Annotated in this window: 19 protein-coding genes; 8 read left to right on the top strand and 11 right to left on the bottom strand. The window is 52.7% G+C overall.

Annotated features, from left to right (window positions below):
* Positions 1-117: 117 nt before the first annotated feature.
* From xseB to DES54_RS01220, 5 genes are all read left to right on the top strand, one after another.
* The gene (gene xseB / locus DES54_RS01200; protein WP_113864790.1) at positions 118-366 is read left to right on the top strand and encodes an exodeoxyribonuclease VII small subunit; all 249 of its coding nucleotides are present in this window, start codon (positions 118-120) and stop codon (positions 364-366) included.
* Positions 363-1,274: a (2E,6E)-farnesyl diphosphate synthase gene (ispA, locus tag DES54_RS01205; protein WP_113864791.1), complete on the top strand. Its 912-nt coding sequence runs from the start codon at positions 363-365 to the stop codon at positions 1,272-1,274. Before xseB ends, ispA begins: the two co-directional genes overlap by 4 nt.
* Positions 1,275-1,387: 113 nt before the next feature.
* Positions 1,388-3,253, top strand: coding sequence for a 1-deoxy-D-xylulose-5-phosphate synthase (dxs, locus tag DES54_RS01210; RefSeq protein WP_113864792.1), 1,866 nt, complete (start codon positions 1,388-1,390; stop codon positions 3,251-3,253).
* Between the two features lie 121 nt (positions 3,254-3,374).
* On the top strand, positions 3,375-3,812 hold the full coding sequence (locus DES54_RS01215; RefSeq protein ID WP_169050467.1) for a CesT family type III secretion system chaperone: 438 nt from the start codon (positions 3,375-3,377) through the stop codon (positions 3,810-3,812).
* A gap of 74 nt (positions 3,813-3,886) precedes the next feature.
* Positions 3,887-4,792 (top strand): type III effector, encoded by a 906-nt coding sequence (locus DES54_RS01220; RefSeq protein WP_113864794.1) that lies wholly within the window; start codon positions 3,887-3,889, stop codon positions 4,790-4,792.
* Positions 4,793-4,844: 52 nt separating this feature from the next.
* Here DES54_RS01220 and pgpA read toward each other — a convergent pair whose 3' ends face one another.
* The 6 genes from pgpA to nrdR form a co-directional block, all read right to left on the bottom strand.
* Complete coding sequence (gene pgpA, locus DES54_RS01225; protein ID WP_113864795.1) at positions 4,845-5,357, bottom strand: phosphatidylglycerophosphatase A; 513 nt, start codon at positions 5,355-5,357, stop codon at positions 4,845-4,847.
* Entirely contained in the window at positions 5,332-6,327 is a 996-nt protein-coding gene (thiL, locus tag DES54_RS01230) for a thiamine-phosphate kinase (protein WP_113864796.1), read from the bottom strand. The genes pgpA and thiL overlap by 26 nt, the downstream gene beginning before the upstream one ends.
* A gap of 60 nt (positions 6,328-6,387) precedes the next feature.
* Entirely contained in the window at positions 6,388-6,807 is a 420-nt protein-coding gene (gene nusB, locus DES54_RS01235; RefSeq protein WP_113864797.1) for a transcription antitermination factor NusB, read from the bottom strand.
* A gap of 82 nt (positions 6,808-6,889) precedes the next feature.
* On the bottom strand, positions 6,890-7,366 hold the full coding sequence (gene ribH, locus DES54_RS01240; protein ID WP_113864798.1) for a 6,7-dimethyl-8-ribityllumazine synthase: 477 nt from the start codon (positions 7,364-7,366) through the stop codon (positions 6,890-6,892).
* An 83-nt stretch (positions 7,367-7,449) separates the two neighbouring features.
* The gene (gene ribD / locus DES54_RS01245; protein WP_240634897.1) at positions 7,450-8,586 is read right to left on the bottom strand and encodes a bifunctional diaminohydroxyphosphoribosylaminopyrimidine deaminase/5-amino-6-(5-phosphoribosylamino)uracil reductase RibD; all 1,137 of its coding nucleotides are present in this window, start codon (positions 8,584-8,586) and stop codon (positions 7,450-7,452) included.
* A 47-nt stretch (positions 8,587-8,633) separates the two neighbouring features.
* Positions 8,634-9,083 carry a transcriptional regulator NrdR gene (nrdR, locus tag DES54_RS01250; protein WP_113864799.1) on the bottom strand — a complete coding sequence of 150 codons (450 nt, stop codon included), beginning with the start codon at positions 9,081-9,083 and terminating at the stop codon, positions 8,634-8,636.
* Between the two features lie 216 nt (positions 9,084-9,299).
* On the opposite strand from nrdR, the gene DES54_RS01255 reads away from it, so the two are divergent.
* Positions 9,300-9,875 (top strand): SadB/YajI family lipoprotein, encoded by a 576-nt coding sequence (locus tag DES54_RS01255; protein WP_113864800.1) that lies wholly within the window; start codon positions 9,300-9,302, stop codon positions 9,873-9,875.
* Positions 9,876-9,945: 70 nt separating this feature from the next.
* Here DES54_RS01255 and secF read toward each other — a convergent pair whose 3' ends face one another.
* The 4 genes from secF to tgt all read right to left on the bottom strand — a co-directional run bounded on the left by secF (position 9,946) and on the right by tgt (position 14,361).
* On the bottom strand, positions 9,946-10,914 hold the full coding sequence (gene secF, locus DES54_RS01260; RefSeq protein ID WP_113864801.1) for a protein translocase subunit SecF: 969 nt from the start codon (positions 10,912-10,914) through the stop codon (positions 9,946-9,948).
* Positions 10,915-10,924: 10 nt separating this feature from the next.
* Positions 10,925-12,772, bottom strand: a complete 1,848-nt coding sequence (gene secD, locus DES54_RS01265; RefSeq protein ID WP_113864802.1) for a protein translocase subunit SecD — start codon at positions 12,770-12,772, stop codon at positions 10,925-10,927.
* Positions 12,773-12,799: 27 nt separating this feature from the next.
* Positions 12,800-13,132, bottom strand: coding sequence for a preprotein translocase subunit YajC (yajC, locus tag DES54_RS01270; RefSeq protein ID WP_012773703.1), 333 nt, complete (start codon positions 13,130-13,132; stop codon positions 12,800-12,802).
* An 83-nt stretch (positions 13,133-13,215) separates the two neighbouring features.
* A complete protein-coding gene (gene tgt / locus DES54_RS01275; RefSeq protein WP_113864803.1) occupies positions 13,216-14,361 on the bottom strand; it encodes a tRNA guanosine(34) transglycosylase Tgt in 1,146 nt (381 codons plus the stop codon).
* A gap of 309 nt (positions 14,362-14,670) precedes the next feature.
* Here tgt and DES54_RS01280 point away from each other — a divergent pair, with 309 nt between their 5' ends.
* Both DES54_RS01280 and DES54_RS01285 read left to right on the top strand, forming a co-directional pair.
* Positions 14,671-14,931 carry a type II toxin-antitoxin system RelE family toxin gene (locus tag DES54_RS01280; protein ID WP_113864804.1) on the top strand — a complete coding sequence of 87 codons (261 nt, stop codon included), beginning with the start codon at positions 14,671-14,673 and terminating at the stop codon, positions 14,929-14,931.
* Between the two features lie 70 nt (positions 14,932-15,001).
* Positions 15,002-15,373: a helix-turn-helix domain-containing protein gene (locus DES54_RS01285; RefSeq protein ID WP_113864805.1), complete on the top strand. Its 372-nt coding sequence runs from the start codon at positions 15,002-15,004 to the stop codon at positions 15,371-15,373.
* Between the two features lie 136 nt (positions 15,374-15,509).
* Here DES54_RS01285 and queA read toward each other — a convergent pair whose 3' ends face one another.
* Positions 15,510-16,580, bottom strand: coding sequence for a tRNA preQ1(34) S-adenosylmethionine ribosyltransferase-isomerase QueA (gene queA / locus DES54_RS01290; protein WP_113864806.1), 1,071 nt, complete (start codon positions 16,578-16,580; stop codon positions 15,510-15,512).
* Between the last annotated feature and the right edge of the window lie 105 nt (positions 16,581-16,685).

Consider the following 16,685-nt stretch of genomic DNA (forward strand, 5'->3'; position numbering starts at 1 on the left):
TGAAGCTATACTGTGCGCTTTCACCGTATAATCGTATGGTCATCCTTGGGTGATCAAACGCAAAATAATGCTATGCCGCGATCAAGGTCGCAGCGTATAAATCAGGACTCAAAACCTATGCCCAAAAAAACAGCGCTGCCGGTCAGCTTTGAAAACGCACTGAACGAACTGGAAAAAATCGTTACCCGGCTGGAATCGGGCGAGTTGCCGTTGGAAGAGGCGCTGAATGCGTTTGAGCATGGAATACAGTTGGCGCGTCAGGGTCAGCAGACATTACAGCAGGCGGAACAACGGGTACAGATCCTGCTGAGCGACGAACCGGATGCAACTTTGTCGCCGTTTAGCCCGGATAGTGAATCGCTATGACCGATTTCACAACGCAGTTGAATGCTCACTACCAGCGTACAAACCGTGTATTAAGCCACTATCTCGCCGCTCTTCCCTTTCAGAGTAGTCCACTGGTTAACGCCATGGGTTATGGTGCATTGTTGGGCGGCAAGCGGCTGCGGCCATTTCTGGTCTATAGCACAGGTGAACTGTTCGGCGTGTCTTTGGCAAGCCTGGATGCGCCAGCCGCGGCGGTGGAATGTATTCATGCCTATTCGTTAATCCATGATGACCTGCCGGCAATGGACGATGATGATTTGCGCCGCGGTCAGCCGACCTGCCACATTAAATTTGGCGAAGCCAGCGCTATTCTGGCCGGCGATGCGCTGCAAACGCTGGCCTTTTCTATTTTGGCCGATGTCCCCATGCCGCAGGTTGCCGATCGCGATCGGCTGGCGATGTTGTCCGAACTGGCGCAGGCCAGCGGCGTGGCCGGTATGTGTGGCGGACAGGCGCTGGATCTGGCCGCGGAAGGCCATCAGGTGGATTTAGCCGCGCTGGAGCAAATTCACCGTCACAAGACGGGCGCCTTGATCAGAGCGGCGGTAAGGCTGGGCGCGTTGGCGGCAGGCGAAACGGGCCGTGCCGCGTTGCCGTATCTTGATCGCTACGCCAATGCGATCGGTCTGGCCTTTCAGGTGCAGGACGATATATTGGATGTGGTGGGCGATACCGCCACGCTTGGCAAGCATCAGGGTGCCGATCAACAGTTGGGTAAAAGCACTTATCCCGGTTTATTGGGGCTGGAGAAGGCGCGTGAAAAAGCATGGGATCTCTATCAGGAATCACTGGACTCTTTGGATGATTTAGCGGCCTCCAGTCCGATACCATTGGACATCGCGCCATTACAGGCGTTGGCGAATTTCATCGTTGAGCGCGATAAATAATAAATTTCAACCTAATACCCGATAGCTTTCGATATGCGATCAGACAGCAGCAACAACCGCTATCGCAACATTTTGAAAAATAAAAGGTATAAAAACCTCTGAATGAGTCTCTAATGCGTTTTGATACAGCGAAATATCCTACTCTGGCGATAGTGGAAACACCTGACGAACTTCGTCTGTTGCCGAAAGAAAGTCTGCCGAAGCTATGTGATGAACTTCGTCAATATTTGCTGGACAGCGTCAGCCGTTCAAGCGGTCATTTTGCCTCAGGATTAGGGACGGTTGAGCTCACGGTCGCCTTGCATTACGTTTACAACACGCCTTTTGATCATCTGGTGTGGGATGTGGGACATCAGGCCTACCCGCACAAGATCCTGACCGGACGCCGCGATCGTATTTCCACCATCCGGCAGAAAGGCGGCCTGCATCCCTTCCCGTGGCGCGATGAAAGCGAATACGACGTATTAAGCGTCGGTCACTCATCCACCTCCATCAGCGCCGGATTAGGTATGGCCGTCGCCGCCGAGCGTGAGGGAAAAGGCCGCCGCACCGTCTGTGTTATTGGCGATGGCGCGATCACCGCGGGCATGGCTTTTGAAGCCATGAACCACGCCGGTGATATCCGTTCCGATCTGTTGGTGGTGCTGAACGACAATGAAATGTCGATTTCGGAAAACGTCGGAGCGCTGAACAATCACCTGGCGCAATTGCTGTCCGGCAAGCTTTACGCCAGCCTGCGCGAAGGCGGTAAAAAAGTGCTGTCCGGCCTGCCGCCGATCAAGGAACTGGTAAAACGCACCGAAGAGCACCTGAAAGGCATGGTGGTGCCGGGTACGCTGTTCGAAGAGCTTGGCTTTAATTATATCGGCCCGGTTGACGGTCACGATGTGCAGACACTGGCGCAGACCCTGAAAAATATGCGCGGCCTGAAAGGTCCGCAACTGCTGCATATCATGACTAAGAAAGGCAAAGGCTATGCGCCAGCCGAACAGGATCCGATTAGCTGGCATGCCGTGCCGAAGTTTGATCCTGCCAGCGGCACCTTGCCGAAAAGCAAAGACGGCGCGTTGCCGAAGTATTCGCAGATTTTCGGTCAATGGCTACAGGAAACCGCCGCCAAAGACAGCAAACTGATGGCCGTCACGCCGGCCATGCGTGAAGGCTCAGGCATGGTGCAATTCTCAAAAGACTATCCACAGCAATACTTTGATGTGGCGATTGCCGAACAGCACGCCGTTACTTTTGCCGCAGGTCTGACGGTGGGCGGCTATAATCCGGTTGTCGCCATTTACTCCACCTTCTTGCAGCGCGCCTACGATCAAGTCATCCATGATGTCGCCATTCAGAATTTACCGGTGATGTTCGCCATCGATCGCGGCGGTATCGTCGGTGCGGATGGACAAACCCATCAAGGCGCATTCGATCTCTCTTTTTTGCGCTGCATTCCAAACATGATCATCATGACGCCCAGCGACGAAAACGAATGCCGTCAGATGCTCCACACCGGCTATCACTATCAGAAAGGCCCAACGGCGGTGCGCTACCCGCGCGGCAGCGGTACGGGAGCGGAACTGACCCCGTTGGTTGAGTTGCCGATCGGCAAAGGCATCGTCCGGCGGCGGGGAGAAAATCTCGCCATCCTAAACTTCGGCACGCTGCTGCCCGAAGCGCACAAAGTGGCCGATAAACTGAACGCGACGCTGGTGGATATGCGTTTTGTCAAACCGCTGGATGAAGCGTTGATTCTGGAACTGGCCGCGACGCATCAATCGTTTATCACGCTGGAAGAAAACGCCATTATGGGCGGCGCTGGTAGCGGCGTTAACGAGTTCGTGATGGCGAAACGTCTTGCTATCCGCGTACTTAACCTTGGTCTGCCGGATACATTTATTCCACAGGGCAGTCAGGAAGAAATTCGTGCCGATCTCGGTCTGGATGCATCAGGCATTGAGTACCGCATCGCGGCATGGCAGGCATGAACACCGCCTCAATCGCGGAATAACGTTATCATCTCCGTTATTCCGCACCCTTCCCATTTTTATCATTCTGACGGAACCACAAACGCTGCCTTGCCACCCAGAATTAAAAAGGGGAGACAGCATGAGTAATATGCGTGGCTTTCATTTCGTCATAGCCAAATTAATGAAGCAGTACCAGATTAATGCAGCCAAGGCAGCGGAAAACGGACACGATGTCTATATCATTACGCTGGAAAATGGGATGCAGGTTTTTCTGTTGGGCAATCAGCCGGAATACCTGAATATCTTAAGCCCGGCATCAACATTCACAGAGGTAGAGACGATCCCTCATCATGTGCTGCTATCGCTGCTATCCATGAACATGTGGAACACTAAACATCCGGTTTTCAATATCAGCTTTGACATCCACAAGATGCAGATCATGCTTTCATGCCGGCAGGCACTGGCTGAGTTGGATCAGGCAGAGACTTATCAACTGGTGGGCACCTTTATCAACACAGCATTAAAGTTGAAAGAGTGGATAGACCAACAAATGGAAACCATCTCCGCCAAGAAATAGACCACGCGGCATACCGTATACAGGGATGAGCTTTAAATAGATTTTAACATATTTAAATTTAATAAGGAAAACATATGTTTAACGCTTCACACAACAGATATTTTCCCGGTGGCGTTACAGTAAATCCGCTGGAACTTTTCAATCAGGAACCCGTCGTCAAATTACATGAGGCCGTCAGCGCCCAGGAATTGGGCATCGGCGTTTATGAAGGCAAACACATACGCGTGAACTCATCCACCACGGAGCACCTGCAACTGGCGCAGGAAACTTTGCGTAAGACTAAAATGATGATGCCCTACGGCGCGGGGAATCAAAAAGTAGAGATGGTTTATACCAGAGGAGAAAGTTCGGCGCGAGTGATAATGCACAGAGCAACAACCAAAAAGAGCGCCGCCATCCCTAATGCATTAATGGCGGCTCGTTATCAGGCCGGTAACTGTAACGAAATGGCTGATGTAAGCTACACGTTGCTGGCGCAAAAGCGCATCAATGCGCCGGTGCTGTTGCTAGACGACAATGATTGGGATCATAAATACGTCCTTATCGGCGATCCGCGCGATCAAATCTGGGGAGAGAAAAACACCGTGGTCGTCGATCCCTGGGTCAGATATCCTTCGGCAACTACGCTGGATCAGAGCATCAAACGCAATCCTTCCTCCAACGTGCAATATCAAAGAGCGCCCAATGCGGCCCCCTTACCCAGCGCCCAGGAGTTGAACAGCATCAATCACATTACTACCGCGGAAATCAATCAATTTCTCGTGGCGGAAAAACTTCCGCCAATAGGCGTGAATCTTCTGCGGCATTTTTACCAAACTGTTCTTCAGAACATGAGCGACGAGAAAATCGTTGCTCAAGATCCGAGCACCCGCTACTCATCAGATAACGTCAACGCCAGAACGATGGATGATATCGCGCAGGCAACCGTGTCCAGGCAACGTGCGGCACAACAAGTCTGGGATACTTTATCTAACGACTGATAATAACCAATCTTTCGCGGCGTATGCCGATACCCCACGGGGACACCGTTGATTACAGCCAATAATATCCCATGCCATACAGGACTCCGGCGGCAATGACACCGGCGACAATATCATCAATCATGATCCCCATGCCGCCGTGGACATTACGGTCAAACCAGCGGATAGGCCACGGTTTCCAGATATCCAGACCACGAAACAACACAAAACCCGCCGCAACCCATTGCCACTCATTCACCGGCAACGCCATCAGTGTTATCCACATGCCGATAAACTCGTCCCAGACGATGCTGCCGTGATCGTGCACGCCCATATCTTTGGCCGTCTGATGACACAGATACACGCCGATACAGATGCTGAACATCACCAGCAGCGAGTAAAGCTCAAGTGGCAGAAATGATATCAGATACCACAATGGGATCGCCGCCAGCGAGCCCATTGTGCCAGGCATCCAGGGTGATAAACCGCTACCGAATCCGGTCGCCAACAGATGCCATGGATTAGCCAGATGCAGCCGTTGCCTGGCGGTGTCAGGCACTTTAGTTTTGCTCGCTAAAATGGTCATAACCCTTCCAGTTAAACTCAATTTCTTTCTCACCCTGGAAGAATCGTAATCCCTCAGATGAAGGCCCGATTTGCCCGATACACGTAAAGTCCGCGCCAGCGTGTCCGAGCGCGATATCCAAAGCGCCGCGATTAATCTCAGGTACGGTAAAGCACAGTTCGTAATCCTCACCACCGGATAAGGTCCAACGCAGCGCCTGATCCGCATCAATGCGCCGTTCATCCATACAACTGCGCAACCAGGGAGATTGAGGGAGTGTATCCACATTAATACGTGCGCCGCATTCACTGGCTTTCAGGATATGTTGCAAATCAGAAATCAAACCGTCGGAAACATCAATCGCCGAACTTGCCAGATCGCGCAGCGCCTGACCTTGCAGTATTCTTGGTTGCGGGCGTAGATGGCGTTGAAGCAACGCTTGCCGGGTTTCGCTATCGGCAATGTGTAATCGGTTCTGAAGGATCGCCAGTCCAGCGGCGCTGTCGCCCAATGAACCCGTCACATAAATCCAATCGCCGATTCGCGCGCCACGCCGGGTTAACGCTCGTCCCGCGGGAACCAGACCGTGAACCGTCAGCGTCAAACTTAACGGGCCGTGCGTCGTATCGCCGCCGATAAGTTGCATACCGTAATAGTCGAGTAACTCGAACAGGCTATCGCTATAGGCGCAAAGCCAGTCGCTTTTGTTTTCAGGCAGAGTGATGGCCAGAGACAGCCAGGCGGGATCGGCCCCCATCGCGGCCAGATCGCTAAGATTCACCGCCAATGATTTGTAACCCAAATCAGCGGGATTAATATCGGGAAGAAAATGAACACCGGATACCAGCGTATCGGTACTCACCGCCAGCCACTGCTTTTCAGCCACCGTCAGCAACGCGCAATCGTCACCGATACCTAACTCAACATCCCGACGTGAACTTCCGACCCGATTGAAATAGCGGGCAATAAGGTCAAACTCACCTTCAACCATAACCTTTCCAGCCAGCGTTTAATTCAAAAGACCAGGGCCGGATATCCGGCCCTGACTCACTTATTTCTTTATCTTTCTTACAGATGGCGCGGCCTTGTCGAGTACGCCATTGACAAACTTATGGCTATCCTCCGCACCAAACACCTTAGCCAGTTCGATGGCCTCGTTAATCGCCACCTTGTAGGGAACATCGTCGCGCTTACTGAGCTCAAACATCGCCAGACGCAGAATCGCTCTTTCCACCTGCCCCAGTTCATCAAGCTGACGTGACAGAAAAGGCTCCATCAACAGATCAAGCTTCTCAGCCTGAGTAGACACCCCTGCCAGCAACTCACGAAAATAGGTGATGTCGACATCTTTGACATCCTGCTCGCTCAGGAATTGGTGTTCAATATCGGCAATATCGTTCTGAGACAACTGCCAGGAATAAAGCACTTGAACCGCACATTCACGGGCGCGGCGACGAGCAGCAGGTTTCACGGACTTCCCCTTAACTTAATAATCAGGCTTACTTGATATATCCAAGTTGCAGGTGCGTTGGCTTTCCTGCAACTCGAATTATTCAGGATATCGCTTTTAATACATTAATCATTTCCAGCGCGGTCAGGGCAGCTTCTGCACCTTTATTACCCGCTTTCGTGCCAGCACGTTCAATCGCCTGCTCAATGTTTTCCGTCGTCAGCACCCCAAATGCAACGGGGATTTCACTGCTCATGGCAACCTGAGACAAACCGGAACTGCATTCGCCGGCAACAAATTCAAAATGGGCGGTTCCGCCACGGATAACCGTTCCCAGCGCAACCACCGCATCATAGCCGCCATTTGCCGAACTCTTGGTCAGTGCACGCACGGCTAAAGGCAACTCATAGGCGCCTGGCACCCAGACGACGGTAATATTGTCGTCTTTCACCTGACCAATACGCTTTAATGCATCGATCGCGCCTTCTAACAGGCTGTCATTAATGAAGTGGTTAAAACGCGCAATTGCAATCGCCACGCGGGCATCAGGAGTAGCAACAACACCTTCAATAACGTTCATAGCTTTCCTTTATCTGGTCTTATACCCCGCAGGGGGCGGATTCTATCATATTCTTCCGATTACGTATCCGGTTTTGTCTGGCGTCACGTTTTCGGCATCAACCGTAAACGCAGGTCCGGCCCGATCTGGCGGACATCATTGATGGTAAACGCCGGCGCCTGCGACAGTTCATTCAACCCCGGCAACACGCATAACGGACGAGCGCTATCGCCTAAAAGCTTCGGCGCGAGATATACGATAAGCTCGTCAACCACGCCCGCGTTGAGTAAGGCGCCCGCCAGCGTCGCCCCGGCCTCCACCCACACCGAGTTGATCTGCCGCTTACCGAGGATCATCATCAATGCGACCAAATCCACACCGCCTTGGTACGGCGGCAACCGTAGTTGTTCGACACCGTCAGGCCAACGCTGTTCATCCTGCTGAAGACGCGCCAGCCAGGTTTGGCCTAGCTGAGAAATAACCCGATGCTGTGGCGTTACACGCTGTTGGCTATCAACAATAATACGTACAGGCTGACGGACATGCGCTTGAGGGTAAATCCGCTGCGTCTGTGCGCCCAGTTCCGGCCAACGCACTGTTAATGAGGGATCGTCGGCCAGTATGGTTGCGCTGCTGCTGAGAATTGCGGCGCTTTCGGCACGAAAACGCTGCACGTCATGCCGCGCCTGCGCCGAGGTGATCCACTGGCTTTCGCCTGACGCCATTGCCGTTCGTCCATCCAGCGACGCCGCCATTTTCAAACGCACATAAGGCAGTCCGGTGCGCATCCGCTTCAGAAAACCAGGATTAATATTCTCCGCTTCAGACATCATCAGGCCATGATTCACCTCGAGACCGGCCTGTTGCAGACGATGCAAACCGCGTCCCGCCACCTGTGGGTTTGGGTCCTGCATCGCGGCGACAACGCGTGCAACTCCCGCAGCGATAAGCGCATCGGCGCAAGGCGGGGTTCTGCCATGATGACTACATGGCTCCAGCGTGACATACGCGGTCGCGCCACGAGCTCGCTCTCCCGCCATCCGCAGCGCATGCACTTCCGCATGAGGCTCTCCCGCGCGCAGGTGATAGCCTTCACCGACAATTTCGCCGTCACGCACAATCACACAGCCGACATTCGGATTAGGGGAAGTGGTAAAACGGCCAAGACGCGCCAGTTCAAGCGCCCTGGCCATGTATGGCTCATCGTGCGCCGGCATCGCTTTACATTGCGGAATTGCCATTCCCTGAACCTCTTGTTTTTGACGACCAATAAACCGTTACATCAGACTTAATCTTGTAAGCGGGCAATTTCTTCACCAAATTCACGAATATCCTCAAAGCTGCGATACACCGATGCAAACCGGATATAAGCCACCTTATCCAGTTTTTTAAGCGCATCCATAACCAGATTGCCCACCATTTTGGCGGTCACTTCACGCTCGCCCGTGGCACGTAAATGAGATTTGATGTGATTGATCGCCATCTCAACATCATCGGAACTGACAGGCCGCTTTTCCAGCGCTTTAAGCATGCCGCTTCGTAATTTATCCTCGTTGAAAGGCTCACGCACATCGTTGCTTTTTATGATGCGCGGCATGACCAACTCCGCGATTTCGAATGTGGTAAAACGCTCATTACACATCAGACATTGCCGACGTCGGCGCACCTGCGAGCCCTCACCCACCAGACGGGAATCAATAACTTTGGTATCAACAGCGGAACAAAATGGGCAATGCATGATGTTTTCTGACCAGAGATCCTTTACGTAGAGACAGTTTACCCTGAATTAAGCAAGTAACCAAAACTCCTGCGCGTTGTTGCGAGGGGACTCGCATGCTCAGGCAACAGCATGAAAAAAGCCGGTCGTCTATGACTTACCCGTAATCGCAGCTACACTGTCAGAAAAAGGAATCAAGGATTAGTATTAATAAAACATCCAAGGGGAACAGCAGAGATGAGAACCCGAACCCGATATCGTATGTTGGCGATTTTACCCGCTTTATTTATTCTGGCTGGCTGCACACAACAACGCCAGGCGCCGGCATTACAGAATCAGTTGAGTCAGTTAAATCAGCAGTTGCAAACACTTACTGACCAGTCCATCGCCCTGGAACAACAGAACTCACTGAATGTTCAATCGACTGTTGGCGTGTATCTGCTTCCTGCCGCGCAAAGTCATGCGATTTTGCAGAGCGGTATTGGCAAACTCAGCATCTCACTCAGTCATGTCGAATCCGAAGCCAACGGCACGCGTGCCTTGCTGCATATTCGCACCAGCGACGCGAGCGGTCTTCCGGCGTTCAGCGCGCAACTGGACTGGGGACAAATCGATCCCGTCAGCGGCAAGCCATTAACCCGTGATATACAGACGCAATCATTTATCGTAACGCCCACGCTGTTGCCGAAATCTGAAGCGGTGGTTGAACTACGTCTCAGCGGATTGTCACCGGAACAGTTAGGCTTTATTCGTTTACATCGTCTGGAAGAAGTATCGGCGCCGCCGCCCGTCGCGGCCATCGAAGCGCCGTGATCCGGTCAATTTCAGACGTGCAGACGTAAAAAACCCCGCGCGCAGCGGGGTTTAAATTGCATCTGATTGATTAAGGCAGAATCGAAGGCTGATCCGCGCCCTCTTTTTCGACTTTCTGTATCAGCAAGTGTTCGCGCTTCATACCCAGTTTCAACGCCAATGCCGATGCGACATAGATGGAAGACACCGTACCGATCGACACGCCGATCAGCATCGCCAGCGAGAAGCCTTCCAGCATCGCGCCGCCAAAGATATACAGCATCAACACCACCACCAGCGTGGTGGCGGAGGTCATGATGGTACGGCTCAGCGTCTGGGTCAGCGAGATATTCATGATTTCATAAGGCGTCCCGCGGCGGATCTTGCGGAAGTTCTCACGAATACGGTCCGACACCACGATGCTGTCGTTCAGCGAGTAGCCGATAACCGACATCAACGAGGCGACGATCGTCAGGTCAATCTCTATCTTGAAAAGCGACAATACCCCCAGCGTGATAATCACATCATGCGCGAGCGCAATCACCGCCCCTAGCGCCAGACGCCACTCAAAGCGAAAACCGACATAGATCAGGATACAGATCAGCGCGCTCAGCAGCGCCATGCCGCCTGCCTGCGCCAGATCGCTGCCCACGCTGGGACCAACAAACTCGATTCGTTTTACTGTCGCGTGTTGTTCCGTCCCGGCGTTGATCACGCTCAACACCCGGCTCCCCAACTCCTGACCGGATGTACCGACGCTTGGCGGCATACGCACCATGACGTCACGGCTGCTGCCGAAATTCTGGATCAGCGGATCGTTAAAACCGGCTTTTTCCAGCGAATCACGGATCTGATCCAGATCGGCGGGTTTTTCGAGGTTGATCTCAATCACCGTACCGCCGGTGAAGTCCAACCCCCAGTTAAAACCACGTACGCCCATGACGATCAGCGAGAGGATCAGCAACGAACCTGAAATCAGGAACGCCACATTGTCCCAACGCATAAAGTCATACACCTTGCGGCCGTAGTTGAGTTGTTCAACAGTATAGTCCTGTGCCACAACGCACTCCTCAGATTGACAGCTTGTTAATGCGTTTGCCGCCGTAAAGCAGGTTAACGATGGCACGAGTACCGACGATCGCCGTAAACATCGAGGTCGCCACCCCGATTGCCGTGGTGATGGCAAAACCTTTGATTGAACCCGTCCCCACAGCATAAAGGATCACGGCCGTAATCAAGGTCGTCAGGTTGGCATCCACGATACTGGAGAATGCGCCTTTGTAACCTTCGTGAATCGCTTGCTGGACTGAACGTCCGTTTTTCAGTTCTTCTTTAATACGCTCGTTTATCAATACGTTCGCATCAACAGCCACCGCCAGCGTCAATACAATACCGGCAATACCCGGCATGGTTAACGTTGCCCCCGGCAACAAGGACATGATGCCGACGATCATCACCAGATTCGCCACCAGCGCGGTTGTCGCAATCACGCCGAATTTACGGTAGTACACCACCATAAAGACGATGGATGCGATCAAGCCCCACAAACAGGCTTCCAGACCCTGAGTGATATTCTGCATCCCCAGCGTCGGCCCGATGGTCCGCTCCTCCACAATCTGGATGGGCGCAATCAATGCGCCGGCGCGCAATAACAGGGAAAGCTGGCGGGCTTCATTCGGATTGTCGATGCCGGTGATACGGAAGCTGTTCCCCAGACGCGACTGGATCGTCGCCACGTTGATCACTTCTTCCTGTTTCTCCAGAATCGCCCGTCCGGCGGCGTCTTTCTTGCCGCTGTCTTTGTATTCGACAAACAGCGTCGCCATCAGTTTGCCGATGCTGTCTTTGGTGAAGTTGGACATGGTGTTGCCGCCGGCGCTGTCCAGCGAAATATTCACCTGCGGACGGTTGTATTCATCCGTGCTCGACGTTGAATCCGTGATGTGATCGCCCGTCAGAATCACACGCTTGAACAGCACGACCGGCGAACCGTCACGCATGTTTTTCACTTCGGAATCGCCCGGCACACGGCCATTGGCCGCCGCGGTCGCATCGGCATCGCTGTTCACCAGCCGGAATTCCAGCGTCGCCGTCGCGCCCAAAATTTCTTTGGCCCGCGCGGTGTCCTGGATGCCCGGCAATTCAACCACAATGCGATCCGCGCCCTGACGTTGCACCAGCGGTTCGGCGACCCCCAGTTGGTTCACCCGGTTACGCAGGATATTGATGTTCTGCTGAACGGCATATTCACGCGCTTCACGCAGACGTTCATCGCTCATTACCGCCCGCAGCAGATTGCCGCTGCCGCCGCTGATGACCAAATCACGGTGGCGGGGCGTCAGATAGCTGACGCCTTCATCACGCGTCTGCCCATCGCGGAAACGGATTTCGACGCCATAGTTGTCGGTTTTACGCACTGCGGCGTAAGGAATATTTTTCTCACGCAGATCGCTGCGTAAAGAATCCATCGCCTGCTCTTGCAGTTTACCCAGCGCCGTATCCATATCCACTTCCATCAGGAAGTGAACGCCGCCGCGCAGATCAAGGCCGAGCTTCATCGGCTCCGCGCCCAGAACACGCAGCCAGGTCGGGGTAGCCGGCGCCAGGTTGAGCGCCACCACAAATTTGTCGCCCAATTCGCTCAGGAGGGCTTCGCGCGCACGGATCTGTACGTCCGGATTAGAGAAGCGAGCCAGAATCGCACCATTTTCCAATGCAATTGACTTACTGGTGATATTTTGTTCTTTTAGGACATTCTGGACTTGGATCAGCGTCGTTTCGCTGGCGGCGGTTCCCCGCGCGCCAGTAACTTGTACCGCCGGATCCTCACCATAGAGGTTAGGAAGCGCATAAAGCAGACCGATGACCAAAGCCACGATCAGCGTCAGGTACTTCCACAAAGGATAACGGTTTAACACGGCAGTTCCCTTCGGGAAAATCAAAAATTACAGAGCCTTGATAGTGCCCTTCGGCAGCACGGCAGCCACGAAATCACGTTTGATGACCACTTCATTGGTTTCGTTCAGCGCAATGGCGATGTAGCCCGTCTCGGAAACTTTGGTCACACGGCCTACCAGACCGCCGGTGGTCAGGACTTCATCGCCCTTGCTGATGGAATCCATTAACTTTTTATGTTCCTTGGCGCGCTTTTGCTGAGGACGCAGGATCATAAAGTAGAAAATCAGACCGAAAACGGCCAGCATAATAACCAGAGAGTACGGGCTTCCCTGAGCCGGAGCGCCAGTTGCTGCCACAGCATCGGAGATAAAAAGACTCATTTATATTTCCTCTTTTTTGTCAAAAAGATAAGTTATCAAGACGACGAAATTGAATAATACAGGATCCACATTAAAGCCAGCCGTTAATTGCTCTGCGCAACGTCTTTTTCAGCAAGCGGCGGAATGGGTTTTCCTATCCGTTGGTAAAACTCCACCACAAAGTGCTCTAATTTACCCTCTTCAATGGCCTGACGTAAACCCGCCATCAAACGTTGATAATAACGCAAATTATGAATGGTATTGAGCCGTGCGCCGAGTATTTCGTTGCAACGGTCAAGATGATGCAAGTAAGCGCAGCTATAACTGCGACACGTATAACAATCACAATGTTCATCAAGCGGGCTGACATCATCCTTATGCCTGGCATTACGGATTTTCACCACGCCGTCAGTCACAAACAGATGACCGTTACGCGCATTACGCGTCGGCATAACACAGTCGAACATATCAATGCCGCGCCGGACACCTTCCACCAAATCTTCCGGCTTGCCGACGCCCATCAGATAACGCGGCTTATCTTCCGGTATCTGCGGGCAGACATGTTCCAGAATGCGATGCATGTCCGCTTTCGGTTCGCCGACCGCCAAACCGCCCACAGCGTACCCATCAAAACCAATGTCTACCAGCCCTTTTACCGATACATCTCGTAAATCTTCGTAAACACCACCCTGAATAATGCCGAACAGCGCATTGTGATTATTCAATGCGTTGAAACGCTGACGACTGCGCCTAGCCCAACGCAATGACATTTCCATCGAGCGCTTGGCGTAATCCCAGTCGGCGGGGTAAGGCGTGCACTCATCAAAAATCATGACGATGTCGGAACCGAGATCATACTGAATCTCCATTGATTTTTCCGGGCTGAGAAAAATTGCATCGCCATTGATGGGGTTGCGGAAGTGAACGCCCTCTTCCGTAATTTTGCGGATATCGCCCAGGCTGAAAACCTGGAAACCGCCGGAATCGGTGAGGATCGGGCCATGCCACTGCATGAAATCATGCAAATCGCCGTGCAGCTTCATAATTTCCTGACCAGGACGCAACCACAGGTGGAAGGTATTGCCGAGCAGGATCTGCGCGCCGGTGTCTTTTACCTCTTCCGGCGTCATGCCTTTGACCGTACCGTAAGTCCCCACCGGCATAAAAGCCGGGGTTTCCACCACGCCACGTTCAAAAGTCAATTTGCCGCGCCGGGCGCGGCCATCTGTTGTTTGTAACTGGAACTTCACTTAGCCTCCGGCATCAGAAAAACAGTCTGATGGATAGCAAAAAGAGGCGCATTCTAACAACCATCAAACCCGCACCACAAGCCAGCCATCGCGCCTATTTAACTTTCACTTGTGTAAATTTTTATAGATTTATACCGACAGGGTGCGCCTTCTGTCTAATTAGAGAACAACCATCAGTGCAAGGACGCGCCGTCTCCCTGACCTAAGATAACAATAAGCAAATAAGATTATAATTGACAATAAAGCTTATTTGCTTATTGTGTATAAGTATTACCAAGCAAGGTATGGTTCTGTAAAAACTGAGGGATTATGGTTCTGGTTAGTTGGTCAAAACGGGCATTAAAACAACTCGGCGCGATTGACACCAGATACCGGAAACGCATCAAGGATAAAGCAGGCGAATTAACCCGCTTTCCTGATGTGAAACTGGATCTGAAAAAGCTCGAATTATCCGGCAAACAGTATAGATTAAGGGTTGGCGATTACCGTATCCTCTTTGAGTTAATCGACGGCACACCGCAAATTTGCGAGATACTTGAAGTCAAGCGCAGAACGTCAACAACATACTGAAGCGGGGAAACCAACCCAATTCCTAAATTGAAAGATATTTCGCCAACCGAAATTAAATGTTGGAGCGACAATGAGCATACAAGTTATACACGACAAAAATGGCAACCCTGAGTACGCCGTGGTTCCATACGAACTGTATCAACGCCTGATTGCCAATTCAGATGATGGCGCGCTTTATGAGAGTGTTCCTTATGTGTCTGACGATGATGATGACGTTACCATTCCTCACAATGTGGTCAGTATCCATATCGATCAGGATGTGAGCATACAGGCAGCATGGAGAATTTTACGAGGAATGTCGCAACAGGAAGTGGCTAAAGCTCTCGGCATTACCCAGGCCGCCGTTTCTCAACTGGAGTCACCTGATTCAAAACCACAGAAACGCACCAGAAAAAAACTGGCTGAACTGTACGATTGCAAACCAGAACAATTAATTCTGTGATCAGCAGCCCGGTCCCGTCCGGGTTATACGTTCCCTTTTCTCGCGCTACGCTCCCGATCGCCTCTGCAATAACCGCGTACATAGTGCCGGAGTTCGTTACGCCATCAATTTCAATTTAGCGGCGAAGGCAGGTAATTCAGGAATCGACCTGTTCCTGTTCAGCCTGCGGATTTCGCGTGATGAACATCGCGTCTCCATAGCTGAAAAAACGATATTGCTCAGCCACCGCTTGCCGGTAGGCGGACATCGTATGTTGATATCCGGCGAACGCCGCGACCAGCATAATCAATGTCGATTCAGGCAGATGGAAATTGGTGATGAGTGCGTCGATCACCTGATAGCGGTAGCCGGGATAGATAAAGATACGGGTATCGCCAAAAAACGGGGCGAGCAGCGCGTCCTGACTGGCCTGGGCCGCGCTCTCCAGCGAGCGGACCGAGGTGGTTCCCACCGCGATGACCCGATTGCCGCGGGCTTTACACGCCAGCACCGCATCGACGACATCCTGCGGTACTTCGGCATATTCAGCGTGCATCACATGATCCTCGATCGTCTCAACGCGCACCGGCTGAAAAGTTCCCGCGCCAACGTGCAGCGTCACGAAGGCCATCTGCACGCCTTTTTCCCGTAAAGCCGCCAGCATCGGTTCATCGAAATGCAACCCCGCGGTGGGCGCCGCCACCGCGCCCGGACGCTGACTGTAGACCGTCTGATAGAGTTCGCGGTCAGACTCCTCGTCTGGCCGATCAATATAAGGCGGCAACGGGATATGGCCGATATCATTGAGGATCGCCAATACGTCGCGGGCATCATCAAAATGCAGTTCAAACAACGCATCGTGACGCGCCGCCATCGTTGCCCTGACGCTTTCATCATCACCCAGCAACAGCGCCGCGCCAGGCTTCGGCGCTTTTGACGCGCGCACATGCGCCAGAACGCGGTGCTCATCCAGTACACGCTCAACCAGCACTTCGAGCTTGCCGCCGCTAGCCTTGCGGCCAAACAGCCGGGCCGGGATCACCCGCGTATTGTTGAAGACCAGCAAATCGCCGGCATCCAGTTCATCCAATAAGTCGGTAAAGATGCCATGCGTCAGATTTCCCGTCGGCCCATCCAGCGACAACAGGTGGCAACCGCTGCGCTGCGCTTGCGGATAACGGGCAATCAGTGATTGGGGAAGGTCAAATGAAAAATCGGCAACGCGCATGGCAATTCACTTAGCTGTTTCATACATTAAAAATGGGCGGCCTAGTCTAGAGCCGTGCGCGTCCGGCTGCAAGAAATAAGCACTGCGTCACAGAATGCATTATAC

Source organism: Brenneria salicis ATCC 15712 = DSM 30166 (assembly GCF_003315515.1).
Lineage (GTDB): Bacteria > Pseudomonadota > Gammaproteobacteria > Enterobacterales > Enterobacteriaceae > Brenneria > Brenneria salicis.